The organism is Halomonas litopenaei (assembly GCF_003045775.1).
Taxonomy (GTDB): Bacteria; Pseudomonadota; Gammaproteobacteria; order Pseudomonadales; family Halomonadaceae; genus Halomonas; species Halomonas litopenaei.
Window position 1 is genome coordinate 55448 of sequence record NZ_PXNS01000019.1, and the last position, 15985, is coordinate 71432.

Genomic DNA, 15985 nt, shown 5'->3' on the forward strand with positions numbered 1-15985 from the left:
TCAGCCCAGAGATGTGATCGATGCCTTGGCGAAGCGCCCTGGCAATCCGCCTGATCCTTTTTCCACTGAAGGTACGATGACTTGCCTGGCACCCGAGTGCGAGTGCATGTCGTTGGCCTCCATTCGTTGGTGGTGAGTTGCTCTCATGATTCCGGCATCAGACCGGCGCTGATCTTTCGTGGTGCTGGCGAATCGATAGCGGGCCGGGCCGAGGGTCGGTCGTGCAAGGCCGGTACTATGCAGCGCTGTAAGCCGCGGGGGAAGCCGGAGACGCCAGCGCGAGAGCGGTGTCGCCAGACTCTCCACTTGAATCCAAAGATCCGTTGCGGATAAGGGGATCTTGAGGTCATTGCCGATTTCCGCATAAGCCATCGGCGATGACCAAGTTCGGCCGTCGCAATGCCAGCCGTCCGCATATCTTTGGCCAGGTGAAAGGCGTCACTCGGCCAAGCTCCAGTCGTGCGTTGATCGTGCACGCCGCGGACCCGGCGTCTTTCCTTCTTGGCATCGACACAGGGGATGGCGTCATGGCGAACCAGAGCAGTGATTTCAGGGTGGATGAGGCGGGGCTGGATGACGGCACCCGGGCGGGATCCGTTGCGACCTCGGTAGGGGGCGTCTATGAGCGGCCGCCCGGAGGACAGATCGAGGGCTTTGTCGTCAACGGTGTCGACCTGACCGGTGGCGGCAGCCTCAGCGGTGACTTTGGCACCCTGACGGTGGCGGTGGACGCCCAGGGCAACTATCGCTGGGACTACCAGTTGACCGACAACTCTGACGATCACCGTTCCCAGGGGCGCGGCGACGAGGGCATCAACGATCCGTTCAAGGTGGAAGTGAACGGCGGAAGCCAAGGGGTGCAGACCGACAATCTGCGGATTTTCGTCAAGGATGACGTGCCCGATGCCACCGCCACGGCACCGAGCTCGGTGGCCGAAGGGGAGGTGGCGCGCGGTACCTGGTCGGTCAATGCTGGCGCCGATGGTCTGCGTGAAATGCGCGTCTACGTGTCGGAGGAGGTCGGCTTCTACCGTCTGGACACACCCATCGAGTTGTCGGTGGGCACCCTGATCGTGAACTCCGACGGTAGCTGGGAGTTCGAGGCCAGGGACGGGCTCGACCAGACCACCCATCCGGAGCTCGAGTTCACCCTCAGGCCCATCGATAACGATGGGGACCGCGGACGGGCGAAGGTCACGGTAGAGATCACCGACGCCAATGTCCCCACGACGCCAACGAGCGACGATGACCCCTACACCCGGTCTCCCTCGGTGGTGGTCGACGAGGACGGCCTGGCTGGGGGCAACCCCGGAGGCCCTGAGGACGTGGCCGGTGAGGCCACCAGCGCCAGCGCGCGGCTTGGCTATGACTTTGGTGCCGATGGACCTGCCGCCAGCGGGGCCTTCTACTGGACCACGGACGGCCTGCCGACCAATCTGCAGAGCCAGGGCAGCGCCGTCGTCTACGAGGTGTCGGCCGACGGCCTCAGCCTGACCGGCCGTGACGAGGTGAGCGGCGAAGCCGTGTTCACGGTGGTGCGCGCAGATGACTCGGATCTGGTAACGGTGTCCCTGCTGCGCCCGCTGGATCACTTCGCCACCGGCACCGAGGACGACATCGATCTGTCTTTCGGCTACGTGGTGAAGGATGCCGATGGCAGCGAGGCCAAGGGCTATCTGGCGGTCACCGTCGACGACGACACCCCAGTGGTCGTCGACGACTACTCCAGCGCCGGGTCCGGCGAGTCGGTGAACGCGGATGTGCTGGCCAATGACAGCCCGGGCGCAGATCTGGGGCACCTGGTCAGTGCCGAAGTGGTATCGGGCCAGGGGCAGGTGGTGATCAATGACGACCAGACGCTGACCTTCACCCCCGCTGATGATTTCAGCGGCACCGCCCGCATCAAGTACAAGGTGCTGGACTGCGACGGAGACCCGATGGTCGGCCACTGGACCGTCAAGGTCGAGGACACCGATGGCAAGCCGGTGACCAGTGATGTGCATCGCATCGTGCTCGATGAGGATGGATTGCCAGGGGGTAATGCCGGCGGCAATGGCGACGTGGTCGGTGAGCCGATCAGCGCCGTGAGGGACCTCCAGATTGACTTTGGTGCCGATGGACCGGCGGCGGGAGGCGGCTTCGCCTGGAGTGCGGACATCGCGCTGACCGCAGGCCCCCAGAGCCCTACCGACGACAATCCTCGCAGTGATCTCGATGGCCTCACCTCCCAGGGTAGCGAGGTGAGCTTTGAGGTGGTCGATGGGGGGCGCGGCCTGATCGGCCGCAACGAGGCAGGCGAGAGTGTCATTACGGTGAGTCTGGAAGACGGCTCGGACGTGGCTCGCGCCGTTCTGCATCGACCCATCGATCATCTGCGGCCGTTCAGCGAGGACAATATCTTCCTTGGTCTGTCCTACACGGTCACCGACGCCGACGGTGACACCGCTCAGGGGCAGCTCGAGCTGCTCATCGATGACGACACCGCAGAGACAGAGGATGACAGCTCGGTATCCGACAATGGTGCTGCGGTGACCCTGGACGTGCTGGCCAATGATGCCGTCGGCGCCGATGGTGGCCGCGTGACAGCCGCCAATGTGGTGGGAGACAGCGAGGTTACCGGCTCGGTAGTGCTCAACCAGGACGGCACCCTGACCTTTACCCCCGACCCCGGCCAGAGTGGTGTGGCCACCGTGCGTTACACCCTGACCGACGGCGATGGCGACCCTCGCTTTGCCGAGTGGACAATCATCGTGGACGCCGACGGTACCCCGACGACGCCGAGTGGTGATGACGTGCCCGTGGCAGTGGTCGATGAGGATGGCCTGGCGGGAGGTATCGCGGGGGGTATCGACGATGTCGCGGGTGAAGCGACTCAGGTGGCCGGAGTGCTTGGCTACGATGCCGGCACGGATGGCGCCGGCGACTTCCGCTGGTTGGCCCCGAGTCCGAGTGGGCTGACCTCCGGGGGCATGCCGGTCATGTTCTCGCTCAGCGGCGATGGTCGCCAGTTGGTGGGCAGCGCAGGCGGCAGCGTCGTCTTGACGGCGGTACTGACCAATCTGCTCACGGGTGCCTATCAGGTCACCCTGGCCGGTCCGCTGGACCACAGCGACCCTGGCTCCGAGGATGACATTGATCTGACCCTGAACTACGTCGTCAGCGATAGTGACGGCGACGAAGCCCAGGGCAGCTTGAATGTCGTGGTCGACGACGATTCGCCGCTGGCGGCGGACGACGCGGCAAGCGCGAGCGGCGGCGCGCCGGTGGTCATCGAGGTGCTCGACAACGATCAAGTGGGTGCCGATGGGGCAAGCGTGACGGCGGCTGCGGTGCGTGGAGGAGACAGCGTCGGTACGGTAAGTGTGAACACCGACGGATCGCTGACCTTCGTCCCCAACCCGACCTTTGGCGGGCAGGCGGTGATCGATTACACCCTGACCGACAACGATGGGGATAGCGCCGAGGCCGAAGCGACGGTCAGCGTCGAAGGTCCTGCGGACGAACTGGTGGTGGGGGACAACGACGACGATAACGAAGCGACAGGGGCCGGCGGCGACGTGCTGATCGGTGATCGAGGTGGCCTGGAGGCGGTGCTGACGCCGGCCACCAACTACAATATTTCGCTGATTGTCGATACCACCGGCAGCATGGTGGTGCCGTCGGGGACGCCAGGCCTGAGTCGACTCGAGCTGGTTCAGGCGGCGCTCAAGAACCTGTTGACCGACCTGGTGGCCCATGACGGCCAGATCAATCTGCAGATCGTCGATTTCGGCACCAATGCCGTCGATCATATCGTCATCGACCTCAGCAGCGCTGACGATATCGCCAATGTGGTGAGCTTCATCGACGGTTTCAGGGCGGAGGGCGGCACCAATCTGGAAGCCGGCATTCGCACTGCATCTGGGTGGCTGGCGGCGCAGGACGCCGATCCCCAATTCGCCGATTTCGAGGACCTGAGCTTCATCCTGACCGATGGTGGGCCCACACACTACACGGATGATGCCGGACGCACGGTGAGCGCCACAGCGATCGACGCCACCGCCATCAAGGAGGCCGCCGACGCCTATACCGAGCTGGCCGCGCTCAGTAGCGTGCGAGCGGTCGGCATCGGTGACGCGACCAGGGAAGATGTTCTCGAGTTTTTCGACAATACGGATGTGTCGGGCACCGGGGCGCTGTCTTACCAGGGCACCGTGGTCGATGGTGTCAGGCTTGCCAATTTCACGCGCGGTTCGACGGACGCGCTGAGGGTAGAGACCTGGACCAAGGTCTCCGACGCCAACACGGTGGCGGCCCAGTTCGGGGGCAAGTTGCGGATCAGGGACAACGCCAATGACGACCAGGCGGCGGAAGTGGTCAGTACCTCTTTCTTCGTCGATGACGATCCCGATGACCAGCTGTACACCTCGCTGCTGTTTCGCTACAGCACCAGTGTGTTCAGTCAGTCGAACGATTCGATGGGTTATGTGGTCGAGGTGCGGGAAGGTGGCCAATGGCAGGAGTACGCCAGCAGTTCACTGACCTACGCCCCGAACTGGACGACGGTCGATACCGGCTTTCTCGAGACGGGGGAGTATCGTCTCCGGTTCCTGGTCGACAGCGGCAACCGCACCAACGACAGTCTCGATATCGATCAGATCCGACTGGAGCAGCGCCTGCTCGACGATGGAGACATTCTCGAGACCGGGCAGGTGGAGGTGGTCAATACCGCCGAAGAACTGGAAGCGGCCCTGTTTGGCGGAGGCAGCCAGGCCGAGTTGGCCGCGCTGGGCGATGATGTCCTGGCAGGCAACGAGGGAGACGATGTCCTGTTCGGCGATACCGTCAACAGCGATGGACTGTCCTGGGTGGATGGCGACAGTGGCGAGAGTTTCCAGGCGGGAGAACACGATGGCTTGGGTTATCTCGGCCTTGTCGAGTTCCTGAGGTGGGGCGTGAATGGTGGGGCGGAGCCGACGGATCAGCAGATCATCGACTACGTCAGGGACAACGTCGAGACCCTGGCTATCGCGGATCGGTCTGACGGTGGCAACGACAGCCTGTCCGGCGGTGCCGGTGATGACACCCTGATCGGTGGCGGCGGCGACGACCTGCTGGTCGGCGGTGCCGATGATGATCTGTTGGTCGGTGGTGCCGGGGCCGATGTCTTCGCCTGGGAGTTTGGTGACGCGGGCAGCACAACGGCACCGGCGCAGGATACCGTGGCCGACTTCACCGTCGGTGAGTATGGCGTTGAGGCCGAGGCCGACCGGCTCGATCTTGCCGATCTTCTTCAGGGCGCCGACGAGGACAATCTGGCGGACTACCTTCAGGCCAGTCAGGACGGGGACGATACCCTGTTGTCCATCAGCAGCGAAGGCAACCTGGCGGCTGGAGGTGCCAACGCCGATCAGTTCGTTGTGCTTCAGGGCGTGCAGATGGGCGCAGACGGTGACGCCTTCCTGCAGAACCTGCTCGACGATGGTCAGTTGAGAGTCGAGTAACGCAGGCGAGTAAAGCAGGCGAGTAAAACAGGTCAGGGAAGGTGGGGTGGGCGGTCAGCCGCCCACCCAGTGACACGGCCTTTGCTGGCAAGGCATGAAAAAGCGCCCAGGGGAGTTGAACGCAACTCGCTCCCCGGGGCGCTTCCTTGTGATTCTAGGCTCGAGTCGGTCTGGCGACAGGCTCGAGCCGTTGACCGTCAGATGCTTCAGGCTTCCTGAGCCACCGGAATCACGTTCGAGGCGGCCTTCTGGTACTCCTCGATTTCGTGGAAGTTCATGTAGCGATAGATCTCGCCGGCCATGGCGTCGAACTCGCCCATGTAGCGGCGGTACTCATCGACGCTCGGCAGGCGACCTTCCACGGCGGCCACGGCGGCCAGTTCGGCGGAGGCCAGGAAGACGTCGGCGCCATCACCCAGACGGTTGGGGAAGTTACGGGTGGAGGTGGACACCACCGTGCTCTTGGCGGCGACGCGGGCCTGGTTACCCATGCACAGCGAGCAACCCGGCATTTCCATGCGCGCGCCGGCGCGGCCGTAGATGCCGTAGTAGCCTTCCTCGGTCAGCTGGTGCTGGTCCATCTTGGTCGGCGGGGCGAGCCACAGCTTGGTCTTCAGGCTGCCGGCGGGCTGCTTCTCGAGCAGCTTGCCGGCGGCGCGGAAGTGGCCGATGTTGGTCATGCACGAACCGATGAACACCTCGTCGATGCTCTGACCTGCCACCTCGGACAGCAGACGGGCGTCGTCCGGGTCGTTGGGGGCACACAGTACCGGCTCCTTGAGCTGCTCCAGGTCGATCTCGATGACCTCGGCATACTCGGCGTCGGCGTCTGCGCGCATCAGGCTCGGGTCGGCCAGCCACTCTTCCATGGCCAGGATGCGACGCTCGATGGTGCGCTTGTCACCGTAGCCATTGGCGATCATCCACTTGAGCAGGGTGATGTTCGACTTCAGGTACTCGGAGACCGAGTCTTCGGACAGGGTGATGGTGCAGCCCGCCGCGGAGCGCTCGGCACTGGCATCGGACAGCTCGAAGGCCTGCTCGACGGTAAGATCCTCGAGGCCCTCGATCTCCAGCACGCGACCAGAGAAGGCGTTCTTCTTGCCGGACTTCTCGACGGTCAGAAGCCCCTTCTGGATAGCGTAGTAGGGAATGGCGTGGACCAGGTCACGCAGGGTGACACCAGGCTGACGCTTGCCCTTGAAGCGCACCAGGATGGACTCCGGCATGTCCAGCGGCATGACACCGGTGGCGGCGGCGAAGGCCACCAGGCCAGAGCCCGCCGGGAAGGAGATGCCCATCGGGAAACGCGTGTGGGAGTCACCGCCGGTGCCGACGGTGTCCGGCAGCAGCATGCGGTTCAGCCAGGAGTGGATGATGCCGTCGCCCGGGCGCAGCGATACGCCGCCACGGTTCATGATGAAGTCCGGCAGGGTGTGGTGGGTTTCCACGTCCACCGGCTTCGGGTAGGCACTGGTGTGGCAGAACGACTGCATGACCAGATCCGCCTGGAAGCCCAGGCAGGCCAGGTCCTTGAGCTCGTCACGGGTCATCGGACCGGTGGTGTCCTGAGAGCCCACGGTGGTCATCTTCGGCTCGCAGTACATGCCGGGACGCACGCCTTCCAGGCCGCAGGCCTTGCCGACCATCTTCTGGGCCAGGGTGAAGCCCTTGCCGGTGTCCTTGGGCTGCTCGGGCAGACGGAAGACGTCGGACTGCTCCAGACCCAGCGCCTTGCGGGCGTTGTCGGTGAGACCGCGACCGATGATCAGCGGGATACGGCCACCTGCGCGGACTTCGTCGAGGATGACCTGGGTCTTCAGCTCGAAGGTGGAGATCACTTCGTCGGTGTCGTGACGGCAGACCTTGCCTTCGTAGGGGTAGACGTCGATGACGTCGCCCATTTCCATCTTCGACACATCCATCTCGACCGGCAGGGCGCCGGCGTCTTCCATGGTGTTGAAGAAGATCGGGGCGATCTTGCCGCCGAAGCAGAAGCCACCGGCACGCTTGTTGGGCACGTTGGGGATGTCGTCGCCGAAGAACCACAGCACCGAGTTGGTGGCGGACTTGCGCGAGGAACCGGTACCCACGACATCGCCGACGTAGGCCACCGGGAAGCCCTTGGCCTTGACCGCTTCGATCTGCGCCATGGGGCCCTTGGTGCCGGGGACTTCGGGCTCGATGCCGTCACGCTCGTTCTTGAGCATGGCGTTGGCATGCAGCGGAATATCCGGACGTGACCAGGCGTCGGGGGCCGGGGACAGGTCGTCGGTGTTGGTCTCGCCGGGCACCTTGAACACGGTCAGGGTGATCTTGTCGGCCAGTGCCGGCTTGGACAGGAACCATTCGGCGTCGGCCCAGGACTGCATCACGTCCTTGGCCACCTCGTTGCCGGCCTTGGCGCGGTCGGCGACGTCGTGGAAGGCGTCGAACATCAGCAGGGTGTGCTTGAGCTGCTCGCCGGCTTCCTTGGCAAGCTCGGCATCATCGAGCAGTTCGACCAGGGTCGCGATGTTGTAACCACCCTGCATGGTGCCCAGCAGCTTGACGGCATGCACCTTGTCGATGAGCGGAGATTCGGCTTCGCCCTTGGCCAGTGCGGTCAGGAAACCGGCCTTGACGTAGGCGGCCTCGTCCACCCCGGGCGGAACGCGGTTGGTCAGCAGATCGAGGACAGTCTCTTCTTCTCCGGCGGGCGGCGCCTTGAGCAGTTCGACCAGTTCGGCGACCTGTTCGGCGTTCAGCGGCTTGGGGGGAATGCCTTCCTGGGCACGCTCTTCGACATGTTGGCGATAGGCTTCAAGCACGTGGGGGCCCTCATTGGTTTGTGGTGGTCACGCTCGAACGCGTCTCGCTCGAACGTGAGGGACACGCTGTCAACGGTGGCCGGGATTCTAGAATAAACTGTCGACAATGTTAAGAGAGCCCGTCATGACGGGCTTTGAACTTTGGTCGCCGAGGCCGGTTCGTGCCTATTCGACTGGGGTAGGGGTGTGTCCGCTCGAGGCAGGCGTTACCATGTGCCGATTCAATTTTTAGCACGATGAGGTGTCCGACGATGACCCAAGTTGTGGTGTCGCCCTGCGTCGGGCTGTGTTCGACCACGGTGGGCGATAACGTCTGCCGCGGCTGTCAGCGCCATGATCAGGAAATTCTGCGCTGGTTCTCGCTGGATGGTGAGGAGCGTGAGAGGCGGATCGGAGAACTGGACGCTCTGCGTATCGAGGTGGCCGCGAATTTCGTCGAGGTGATCGACGAAGACCTGCTGGAGCGCCAGATGCGACGCCATCGCGTGCGTTTTCGTTCGTCCCAGCCGGCGGCGTCGCGGGTGATAGAGCTGCTGAGGGTGGGGCGTGATCGTATCGGCGACCTGGCAGCCTACGGTATCGTGCTGCGCCCAGGTGTGCCGGACCAGCCTCAGCAGTTGTACGCCGCCATCAGCCAGGCCCTTCAGCAGGCCGGCGAAGAACGTCGGACACTTCATCTCGAGTCCGGGCCCGATGGGGCCCAGCAATGGAAACCGCTTTCATGAACGTCACCATCAGCCCCGACCACGACACCTCGCTGCCTGAGGAGCTTCTCGATTTCCTGCCGTGTGCGACGCCGAATGCATGGGTCGAGTGGGCGCTGGACAATGAAACCCTGTTGTTGATCGATCACGCCCAGTGCGAAAAGAAAGCGGCGTCCACGGCCATGAGTCTGATGTATCGCTACGTGGATCACGTCGACCTGCTGACCAAGATGTCGCAATTGGCCCGTGAAGAGCTTCTGCACTTCGAGCAGGTCGTGAAAATCATGCGCGCCAGGGGGATTGAGTACCGCCATCTCAGCGCATCGCGCTATGCTGAAGGACTGAGGGAACTGGTCAGGCGCGATGAGCCGGAGCGTCTGGTGGATGTGCTGATCGTCGGTGCCTTGATCGAGGCGCGCAGTTGTGAACGCTTTGCGCGACTTATTCCACATCTCGACGACGAACTTGCCAAGTTCTACCGAGGTCTGGTTAAGTCGGAAGGACGCCACTTCGAGGACTACATCACACTGGCGAGCCAGCTTTCAGACGCGCCGATAGAAGCGCGCATTGCGGTCTTCAAGGCCCGCGAAGAGCAACTTGTGACGACCCCGGACGTCGCCTTTCGATTTCACAGCGGTGTGCCGGCCTGAGGCCGATAGCACCGCCACGCAGGGACACCATCATGCGGGACGCCCAACACGATGCTTCCCAGATAACGGACCAGGACCACCTGGCACTCTTTGGGCACTTTTCCCTCAACCTGGGAGACGATGTCCTCGTTCAATTCAGCTACGACAAGGTCAAGGCGCTGCTGGTCTACCTGCTGCTGCATCAGCAGCCGGTCAACCGCGCGACCCTGGCCGAACTGCTGTGGCCTGACCAGGGGTTGTCCTCCGGTCGCACCAACCTGAGACATGCCCTTCACTGTCTGCGCCAGTCGCTGGGGGATGAGGCCGACAAGGTGTTGACGGTGTCGCGCCAGACCATCGCCTTTCAACTGCCGGCGCAATGGGGGTTCGATGTTCATGACCTGCAGAGGCTGCTGGAGGGTAATCGTGACATCGACACCCTGGAAGAATTGCTGGGGTTGTATCGAGGCGACCTGGTGGAGGAGCTGCAGCTACCGGCCTGTCCCGACTTCCAGCGTTGGCTGATTCAGGTGCGCAACGAGTGGCGCCAGCGAGTCATTCGCTTCGCTGAAGACGTGCTCGATCAGGAAGGCAGCATCCCCGATGCGCTGTTGCAGGAGCTGGTCAGCCGATTTTCCGGCTACGCCCCCTTTCATGAAAAGCTGGTGCGCCAACTGGCCGAGCAAGGCCAGATGGCGGCGGCGCATGAGCAGTACAACGCCTTCCTGCAGTTGCTGGCGCTGTCCGGGCAACAGCCAGACCCCAGTTTCCTGCAGTTGGCTTGCTATTGGTCCGACGGGCAGCCCGAAAACCCGTCCTTGTCGCCCAAGGGCGCCTTCTCGCGGACCCTGGCGATGGACAGTCCGCCGCTCGGCGAAGAGGAGGTCGAGCACCGGCAGCTGTCGGTCATGGCGATTCGCCTGACACTGGACGGCGACATGGGCAGCCGGGCCGAGACACGGGCCTGTCTGGCATTACAGATCGAACTGATGCGCTGGCTCGAGAAGCAGTGCCACCATCTGGGTGGCTTCTGGTTGCCCGGTGCCACGGGCGGGCTGGGGCTTGCCTGTTTCGGTACCCATGGGCCGGCGCATCAGCTGGCCGAACTGGTGGCCCTGTACGAACACTGTCGACGTTTGTTGGCGGAAGAGTCGCAGCGACACTGGACCGGTGAAGGGAGCCTGCCCCGCATGACCCTGGCGGCGGGCCTGAACAGCGGCCAGGTGGTCTATCTGCCGTCGCGCCACCTGGTGGATCCGCTGGGTCAGGTGACCCAGCGGGCACTCGACCTGATGAGCGCCGCCGAGGGCAGCGAACTCGTCATTTCTCAGGAGGCCAGCCAGCACATGCCGCCGGCGCTGGACCTGCAACCGAGGTTGTTTTCCCGGTTGGTGGCAAGCGACGGCCGAGTCCGCCTGCGTGCCCTGGTGCTGGGCACCAATGAGGGCGGCCGTGACGCGACGCCACCAAGCCTGGTGGGGCGCGAGAACGCGCTGCGCATGCTGCGCGACGCCCTGGCGCGGGCCGGTATCGGTCTGCGTCAGAGCGTGCTGGTGAAGGGGCCATCGGGGCTTGGCAAGTCGGCACTGCTGGTGGGGTTTCGTCACCTTGAGCAGAGTCGCGACGCCACCATCTGCTGGCAGCCCAACACTCGCATGTCGGTGCAGGAATCCTATGGTGTGGCGCGCCACCTGGTGCGCTGGCATCTGGGGGGCGAGATCGACAGCGAGGGCCTGGCCGCGTTGGTCGAGCGCCTGGGGCTAAGCGAGCTGGATGACGACGATATTCGTTGGCTTGAAGAGGCCATGGGTATTCGCGAACCTCACGAAGTCTCGCTGCTGGCGCAGAGCAGCGAGGCGGTAGAAGCAGTGGTGGCGCTTCTGCATGGGCTGATTCATGAGCTGTCACAGGAACGTCCGCTGGTACTGATGATCGACGACCTGCAGTGGGTCGACGAGCCATCGTTCAAGGTGCTGGCCGGCCTCCAGGCGCGGCTGCCGATCAACTGTCCGCTGTTGTTGATCGCCAGCCATCATGGTCGTGAATCCTTGCCCACCCGACTGCACTGGGATCAGCAGATTGCGCTTGGCAGGCTCGATGCCATGCAGTCGTCGCGGCTGTTGACCCAGCTGGCTCGGCGCTATCGGCTGCATCTGTCGCCGCGCCTGCGAGGCCAGATCATCGAGCGCTGCGATGGCGTCCCGCTCTACCTGCAGGAGATCTGTCGTCGTCTCGACATGGACCGGCGGGAAGGGCGTAGCGTCCAGCTCGACGAACTGCCCCACGGCCTGCTTGGCCTGTTGACCAGTCGGATCGATCAACTGGATGGCGATCGCGAAGTGGCGCACATCGCTGCAGTGCTGGGTCGCCACTTCCGCTTCGACTTTCTGGCCGAGTGCAGCGGTTGGGAGCCGGAACGGCTGAGCCGGGCGCTGGAAGAAATGCGTCGACTCGAGATCATCGAGCCGTCCGATGGTGACGTGGGGGCGCGAGAATTTCAGTTCACCCACCAGCTGCTGCATGAGGCAGCCTATCTTTCCTGTCCGCGTGACGTGCGGGTCGACATGCATCGCCGCGTGGTTCAGTTGATCGAAGAACGTTTCCCGGTGTGGATCAGTCGTCATCCCGGTGACTTCGCCATGCACCTGCGGCGCAGCGGTCACTACGCTCGAGGCGCGCGCTACTTCGAGCTTGCCGCCCGGGAGGCGCTCAAGGTCAGTGCCAATCGCACGGCGCTGAAGATGGCCGACGCCGGCCTCGCCAGTCTGCGCCAGGTCGAGCCCCAGGCAGAGCGCGAAATCAGCCTGCTGACGGTGCGTGGCCAGGCCGCTTTCGCCCTGGAGGGGCATGGTTCGCCTACCGCTCACGAGAGCTTCGTCAAGGCACGCGAGCTGCTGGCTGAGTGCACCACCGACCTCGAGGATGAGGACGATCTCGAGCAGGCGTTCCTGGTCAAGTGGGGACTATGGGTTGGCTGCAGTCAGCGCAACGCCCACGCCGACGCCTTTCTGCTGGCCTCGCGGCTGAACGATCTCGCCTTGCGCCTTGAGGACCCGCGCTACCAGCGCCTGGCCGACTACGCCGGGGCAAGCTGTGAGTACTGGGCTGGCAGAATTCGCCAGGCCTATGACCATCTGGAAGAGCTGGATCCGCTGAACAAGCCGATGATGATCGAGTGGTTGCCGTTCTCTGACCACCCCCAGGTGGCGGCTGCCTGCTTCCAGGGATGGGCGCTGTGTCTGCGTGGCGACTACCAGCGGGCGGAACGCCATGTGGAATCGGCCATCCGCCTGGCGGAAGAGATCCATCATCCCGGCAGTCTGGCGATGGCGCTGATGTACGCCTCTGCGTTGTATCGCCAGCTTGGGCATGTCCACGAGGCGGCCAATCGGGCCCAGCGAGCGTATGAGCTCACCGGCAGCTCCGATCTGCACCTATGGCAGGTCGCCTCCCGTGCGGTACTGGGATGGCAGCAGGCGTTGGCGGGGAGTCGTGAAGGCCTGCAGCAGCTTCAGGCGGCCCACGAGGAACTGGCGGAAGTGACCGGCCGGGACCCGAGTCAGCGTCCGAACCTGTGGTACGTGGACGCCTGTCTTGCCATGGGGGAGCTGGAGCAGGCCGAAGACTATCTGGATCAGTGTCTGCTGATGGCCCGAGAGCGCACGACGCTGTTTGTCCCGGAGCTTGCCACCCAGTTGGCGCTGGTACGCCACCGCCTGGGTCGCGACGCCGAAGCGGTACGGACCCTCGCCGAGCAGGCGCGCACCCAGGCGGAGCGGGACGGCAACCTTCATCAATTGCTCGGGGCCCTGGAAGTCTGGCTGACGTGTGTCGATCCTGACGACGATGCGGTTCGAAGCGAGTTTCGCCGCCTGCTGTCCCAGGTCAGCCTGAGTGATGCGCCAGTGTTGATGCGCTGGCGAAGCCTGCTCGATCGCCGGGTATCGCAGACGACCGACGCTTGATGCGCTAGCTGCCCATTCACTGACGTCTCACCGACAAGACGACGCCCGACTGGCTTGGCCAGTCGGGCGTTTCTGTTGCTTTCTCCCAGGCGCCTTGCGCTGTCAGCTCTAGGGCTTGTCTGAAAAGTGCCTGCGCTCGGTAATACGGCGTTAAAAATCGGATCAAAATGCTCATTTACACCCCGTAAACTGCGCTTTCTCACCGATTTTTGCCTTGTCTAACCTTCGCTCGTCGACTTTTCGGACAGCGCCTAGGCGTCCCCAGTCTGCGTGTTCTCGCCGCCAGCGCTCCTGGCAAGGGCCAATTTCGCACCACGCTGTTCCGAAATCAGCATGAAACAGAGGAGAAAACGTACAAAAGTGGCAGCAAAAAGCATGGCTTTCTATGGTGACTAGTAGGAAAGCAGTATCTCGGAAGGTGCATTACTTGATCGTAGCGACTATTGGCCATTGGTACAGTGTGTAACGACGTGTAACGTAAGTAGTATTATTCGTACCAGTTTACTAGCCATTGTCTTACGCTCCGTTACGAAAAGTTCGAGGACCCCGTGCCTGTTACCATCGCTACTGTCAGCTCATTGCAAGGAAACGCCTGGGTCAAACGGCCGAATGGCGACGTCATCGCTCTGGAAGAAGGGGATCGTCTGGACGTCGGCGATATCGTCATCACGGCGGACGGCGCCCTCGTGACGCTGCAGTTTGCGGACGGCAGGCCCGGTGTCACGCTGGTCGATGCGCAGCAGGTTTCGTTGCCCGAGGATATGGGGCAGGGCGACGCTTCCTCGGTCGAGATTCTGGACCAGCAGCAAGTAACGGAGCTGTTGCGTCTGCTCGAGTCGGAGGTACCCGATCTGCTCGAGGCGATAGAGGCACCTGGCCTGGGGGAAAGTGGCGGTGGCGCGGAAGAGGGCTTCGATTTCGTGCGCCTGTTGCGCATCTCCGAGTCTGTTGATCCCCAGAGCTACTCCTTTGGTGGGGCGGGAGCAGTGGAGTCGCTGGAGCCGGTAGAGGGCGGTGGGACTCCCGTCGCCGACGACGAAGAGGTTTTCCTGGCGGAAGGTGAGCCCGATCTACCGCCGATCGAAGCGGGAGAGGGCTCCGTTTCGGCCGGAGACAACAGCGTCGTTGAAGGAAGTGGCCAATCTGTCACCGGCAGCGTGACAGTGACGGCTCCTGCCGGTGTGGCGCGTGTTGCTGTCTCGGGCGTCGATGTATCGGGCGCTTCGGCCGCAACGCCAGTCCTGATCGATGGGCAGCACGGTACCCTTGCGATCACCGGCTTCGATCCTGATACCGGGACGATCGACTACGTCTATACCGAAGACGGTCAGCCAGCCGACCACTCTGCCGGTGACGACAGCGTGTTTGATCGCTTCGAGGTGGTGGTGACCGACAACCGGGGGTCGCAAGCCGGTGACAGCCTCGACATCAATATCCTCGATACCGTGCCGTTGGCTGAAGATGACGCTGCCCGGGTCGGCGAAGATAGCAGTGCGCCGATTTCCGGTGACCTGCTGGATAACGACCTTGCCAGGTCCGATGGACTGAGTTTCGTAGGTTTCGACGACACTTCAGCAAGATATGGCACCTTCACCGATCACGGTGACGGCACCTGGAGCTACTCCGTCAATACGGTGAATGCGGCGGTGCAGGCCCTTGATGATGGCGAGCATCTGATGGAGACCTTCAGCTACACCGTCAAGGACGCCGATGGCGATATCAGTACTGCGACCTTGACCGTGCTGATCGACGGCAGCACGGATGGTGATCCCAATGTGGTGATCCAGGACAGCGATGGTGACGTCACGGCCGGCGACAACAGCGTAGTGGAGGGCAGTGGCGAGACGGTCTCAGGCGAGATGCTGCTGACAGCCAGCGCAGGAATCGGCACTGCGACCATCGCCGGGTCGGATATTACAAAGGCTACCGCCGACAATCCGGTGGTGATAGAAACCGAGCAGGGCAAGCTCGAAATCATCGGATTTGACAACGGTGCCGTTGATTATCGCTATACCGAGAACTCGCAAGGCGCGGATCACAGGGCCGGCGATGACAGTGTTGTCGATCGCTTTGAGGTAGTGGTCACCGACACTGCCGGTGAAAGCCGTTCCGACAGTCTGGACATCAACATCCTCGATACCAAGCCCGAGGCCGTGGCCGACACCACCAGCACCGGCGAAGACACCCCGGTCAGCTACAACGTGCTGAATAATGACGACGGCACCAGCGACACCCAGGGTGCCGATGGTGCCTCCCTGACCACCGCCACTCTGCGCAATCCGAGCCAGGGCAGCGTGAGCTTTACCAGCGATGGCAATGTCACCTTCACCCCGGCGGCGGGCTTCGAAGGCAAGGCGGTCATCGACTACACCCTCACCGACGGCGACGGTGATA

6 protein-coding genes are annotated in these 15985 nt (G+C 63.2%); 5 read left to right on the top strand and 1 reads right to left on the bottom strand.

The genetic code is table 11. The features are described 5' to 3' along the window. Window positions 1–527: 527 nt before the first annotated feature. Window positions 528–5483: an Ig-like domain-containing protein gene (locus C6W88_RS20370; protein ID WP_181248696.1), complete on the top strand. Its 4956-nt coding sequence runs from the start codon at window positions 528–530 to the stop codon at window positions 5481–5483. A 206-nt stretch (window positions 5484–5689) separates the two neighbouring features. On the opposite strand, the gene acnB is transcribed toward C6W88_RS20370, so the two are convergent. Next, complete coding sequence (acnB, locus tag C6W88_RS20375) at window positions 5690–8293, bottom strand: bifunctional aconitate hydratase 2/2-methylisocitrate dehydratase (RefSeq protein ID WP_108133813.1); 2604 nt, start codon at window positions 8291–8293, stop codon at window positions 5690–5692. A gap of 251 nt (window positions 8294–8544) precedes the next feature. On the opposite strand from acnB, the gene C6W88_RS20380 reads away from it, so the two are divergent. From C6W88_RS20380 to C6W88_RS20395, 4 genes are all read left to right on the top strand, one after another. Then, window positions 8545–9018, top strand: a complete 474-nt coding sequence (locus C6W88_RS20380) for a DUF1289 domain-containing protein (RefSeq protein ID WP_108133814.1) — start codon at window positions 8545–8547, stop codon at window positions 9016–9018. Next, window positions 9015–9647 (top strand): MiaE family protein, encoded by a 633-nt coding sequence (gene miaE / locus C6W88_RS20385; RefSeq protein WP_045994931.1) that lies wholly within the window; start codon window positions 9015–9017, stop codon window positions 9645–9647. The genes C6W88_RS20380 and miaE overlap by 4 nt, the downstream gene beginning before the upstream one ends. Window positions 9648–9679: 32 nt before the next feature. Beyond that, window positions 9680–13591 carry an ATP-binding protein gene (locus C6W88_RS20390; protein ID WP_108133815.1) on the top strand — a complete coding sequence of 1304 codons (3912 nt, stop codon included), beginning with the start codon at window positions 9680–9682 and terminating at the stop codon, window positions 13589–13591. Between the two features lie 548 nt (window positions 13592–14139). Next, the coding region (locus tag C6W88_RS20395) for a retention module-containing protein (RefSeq protein ID WP_146164691.1) at window positions 14140–15985 on the top strand (1846 nt) is incomplete at its 3' end.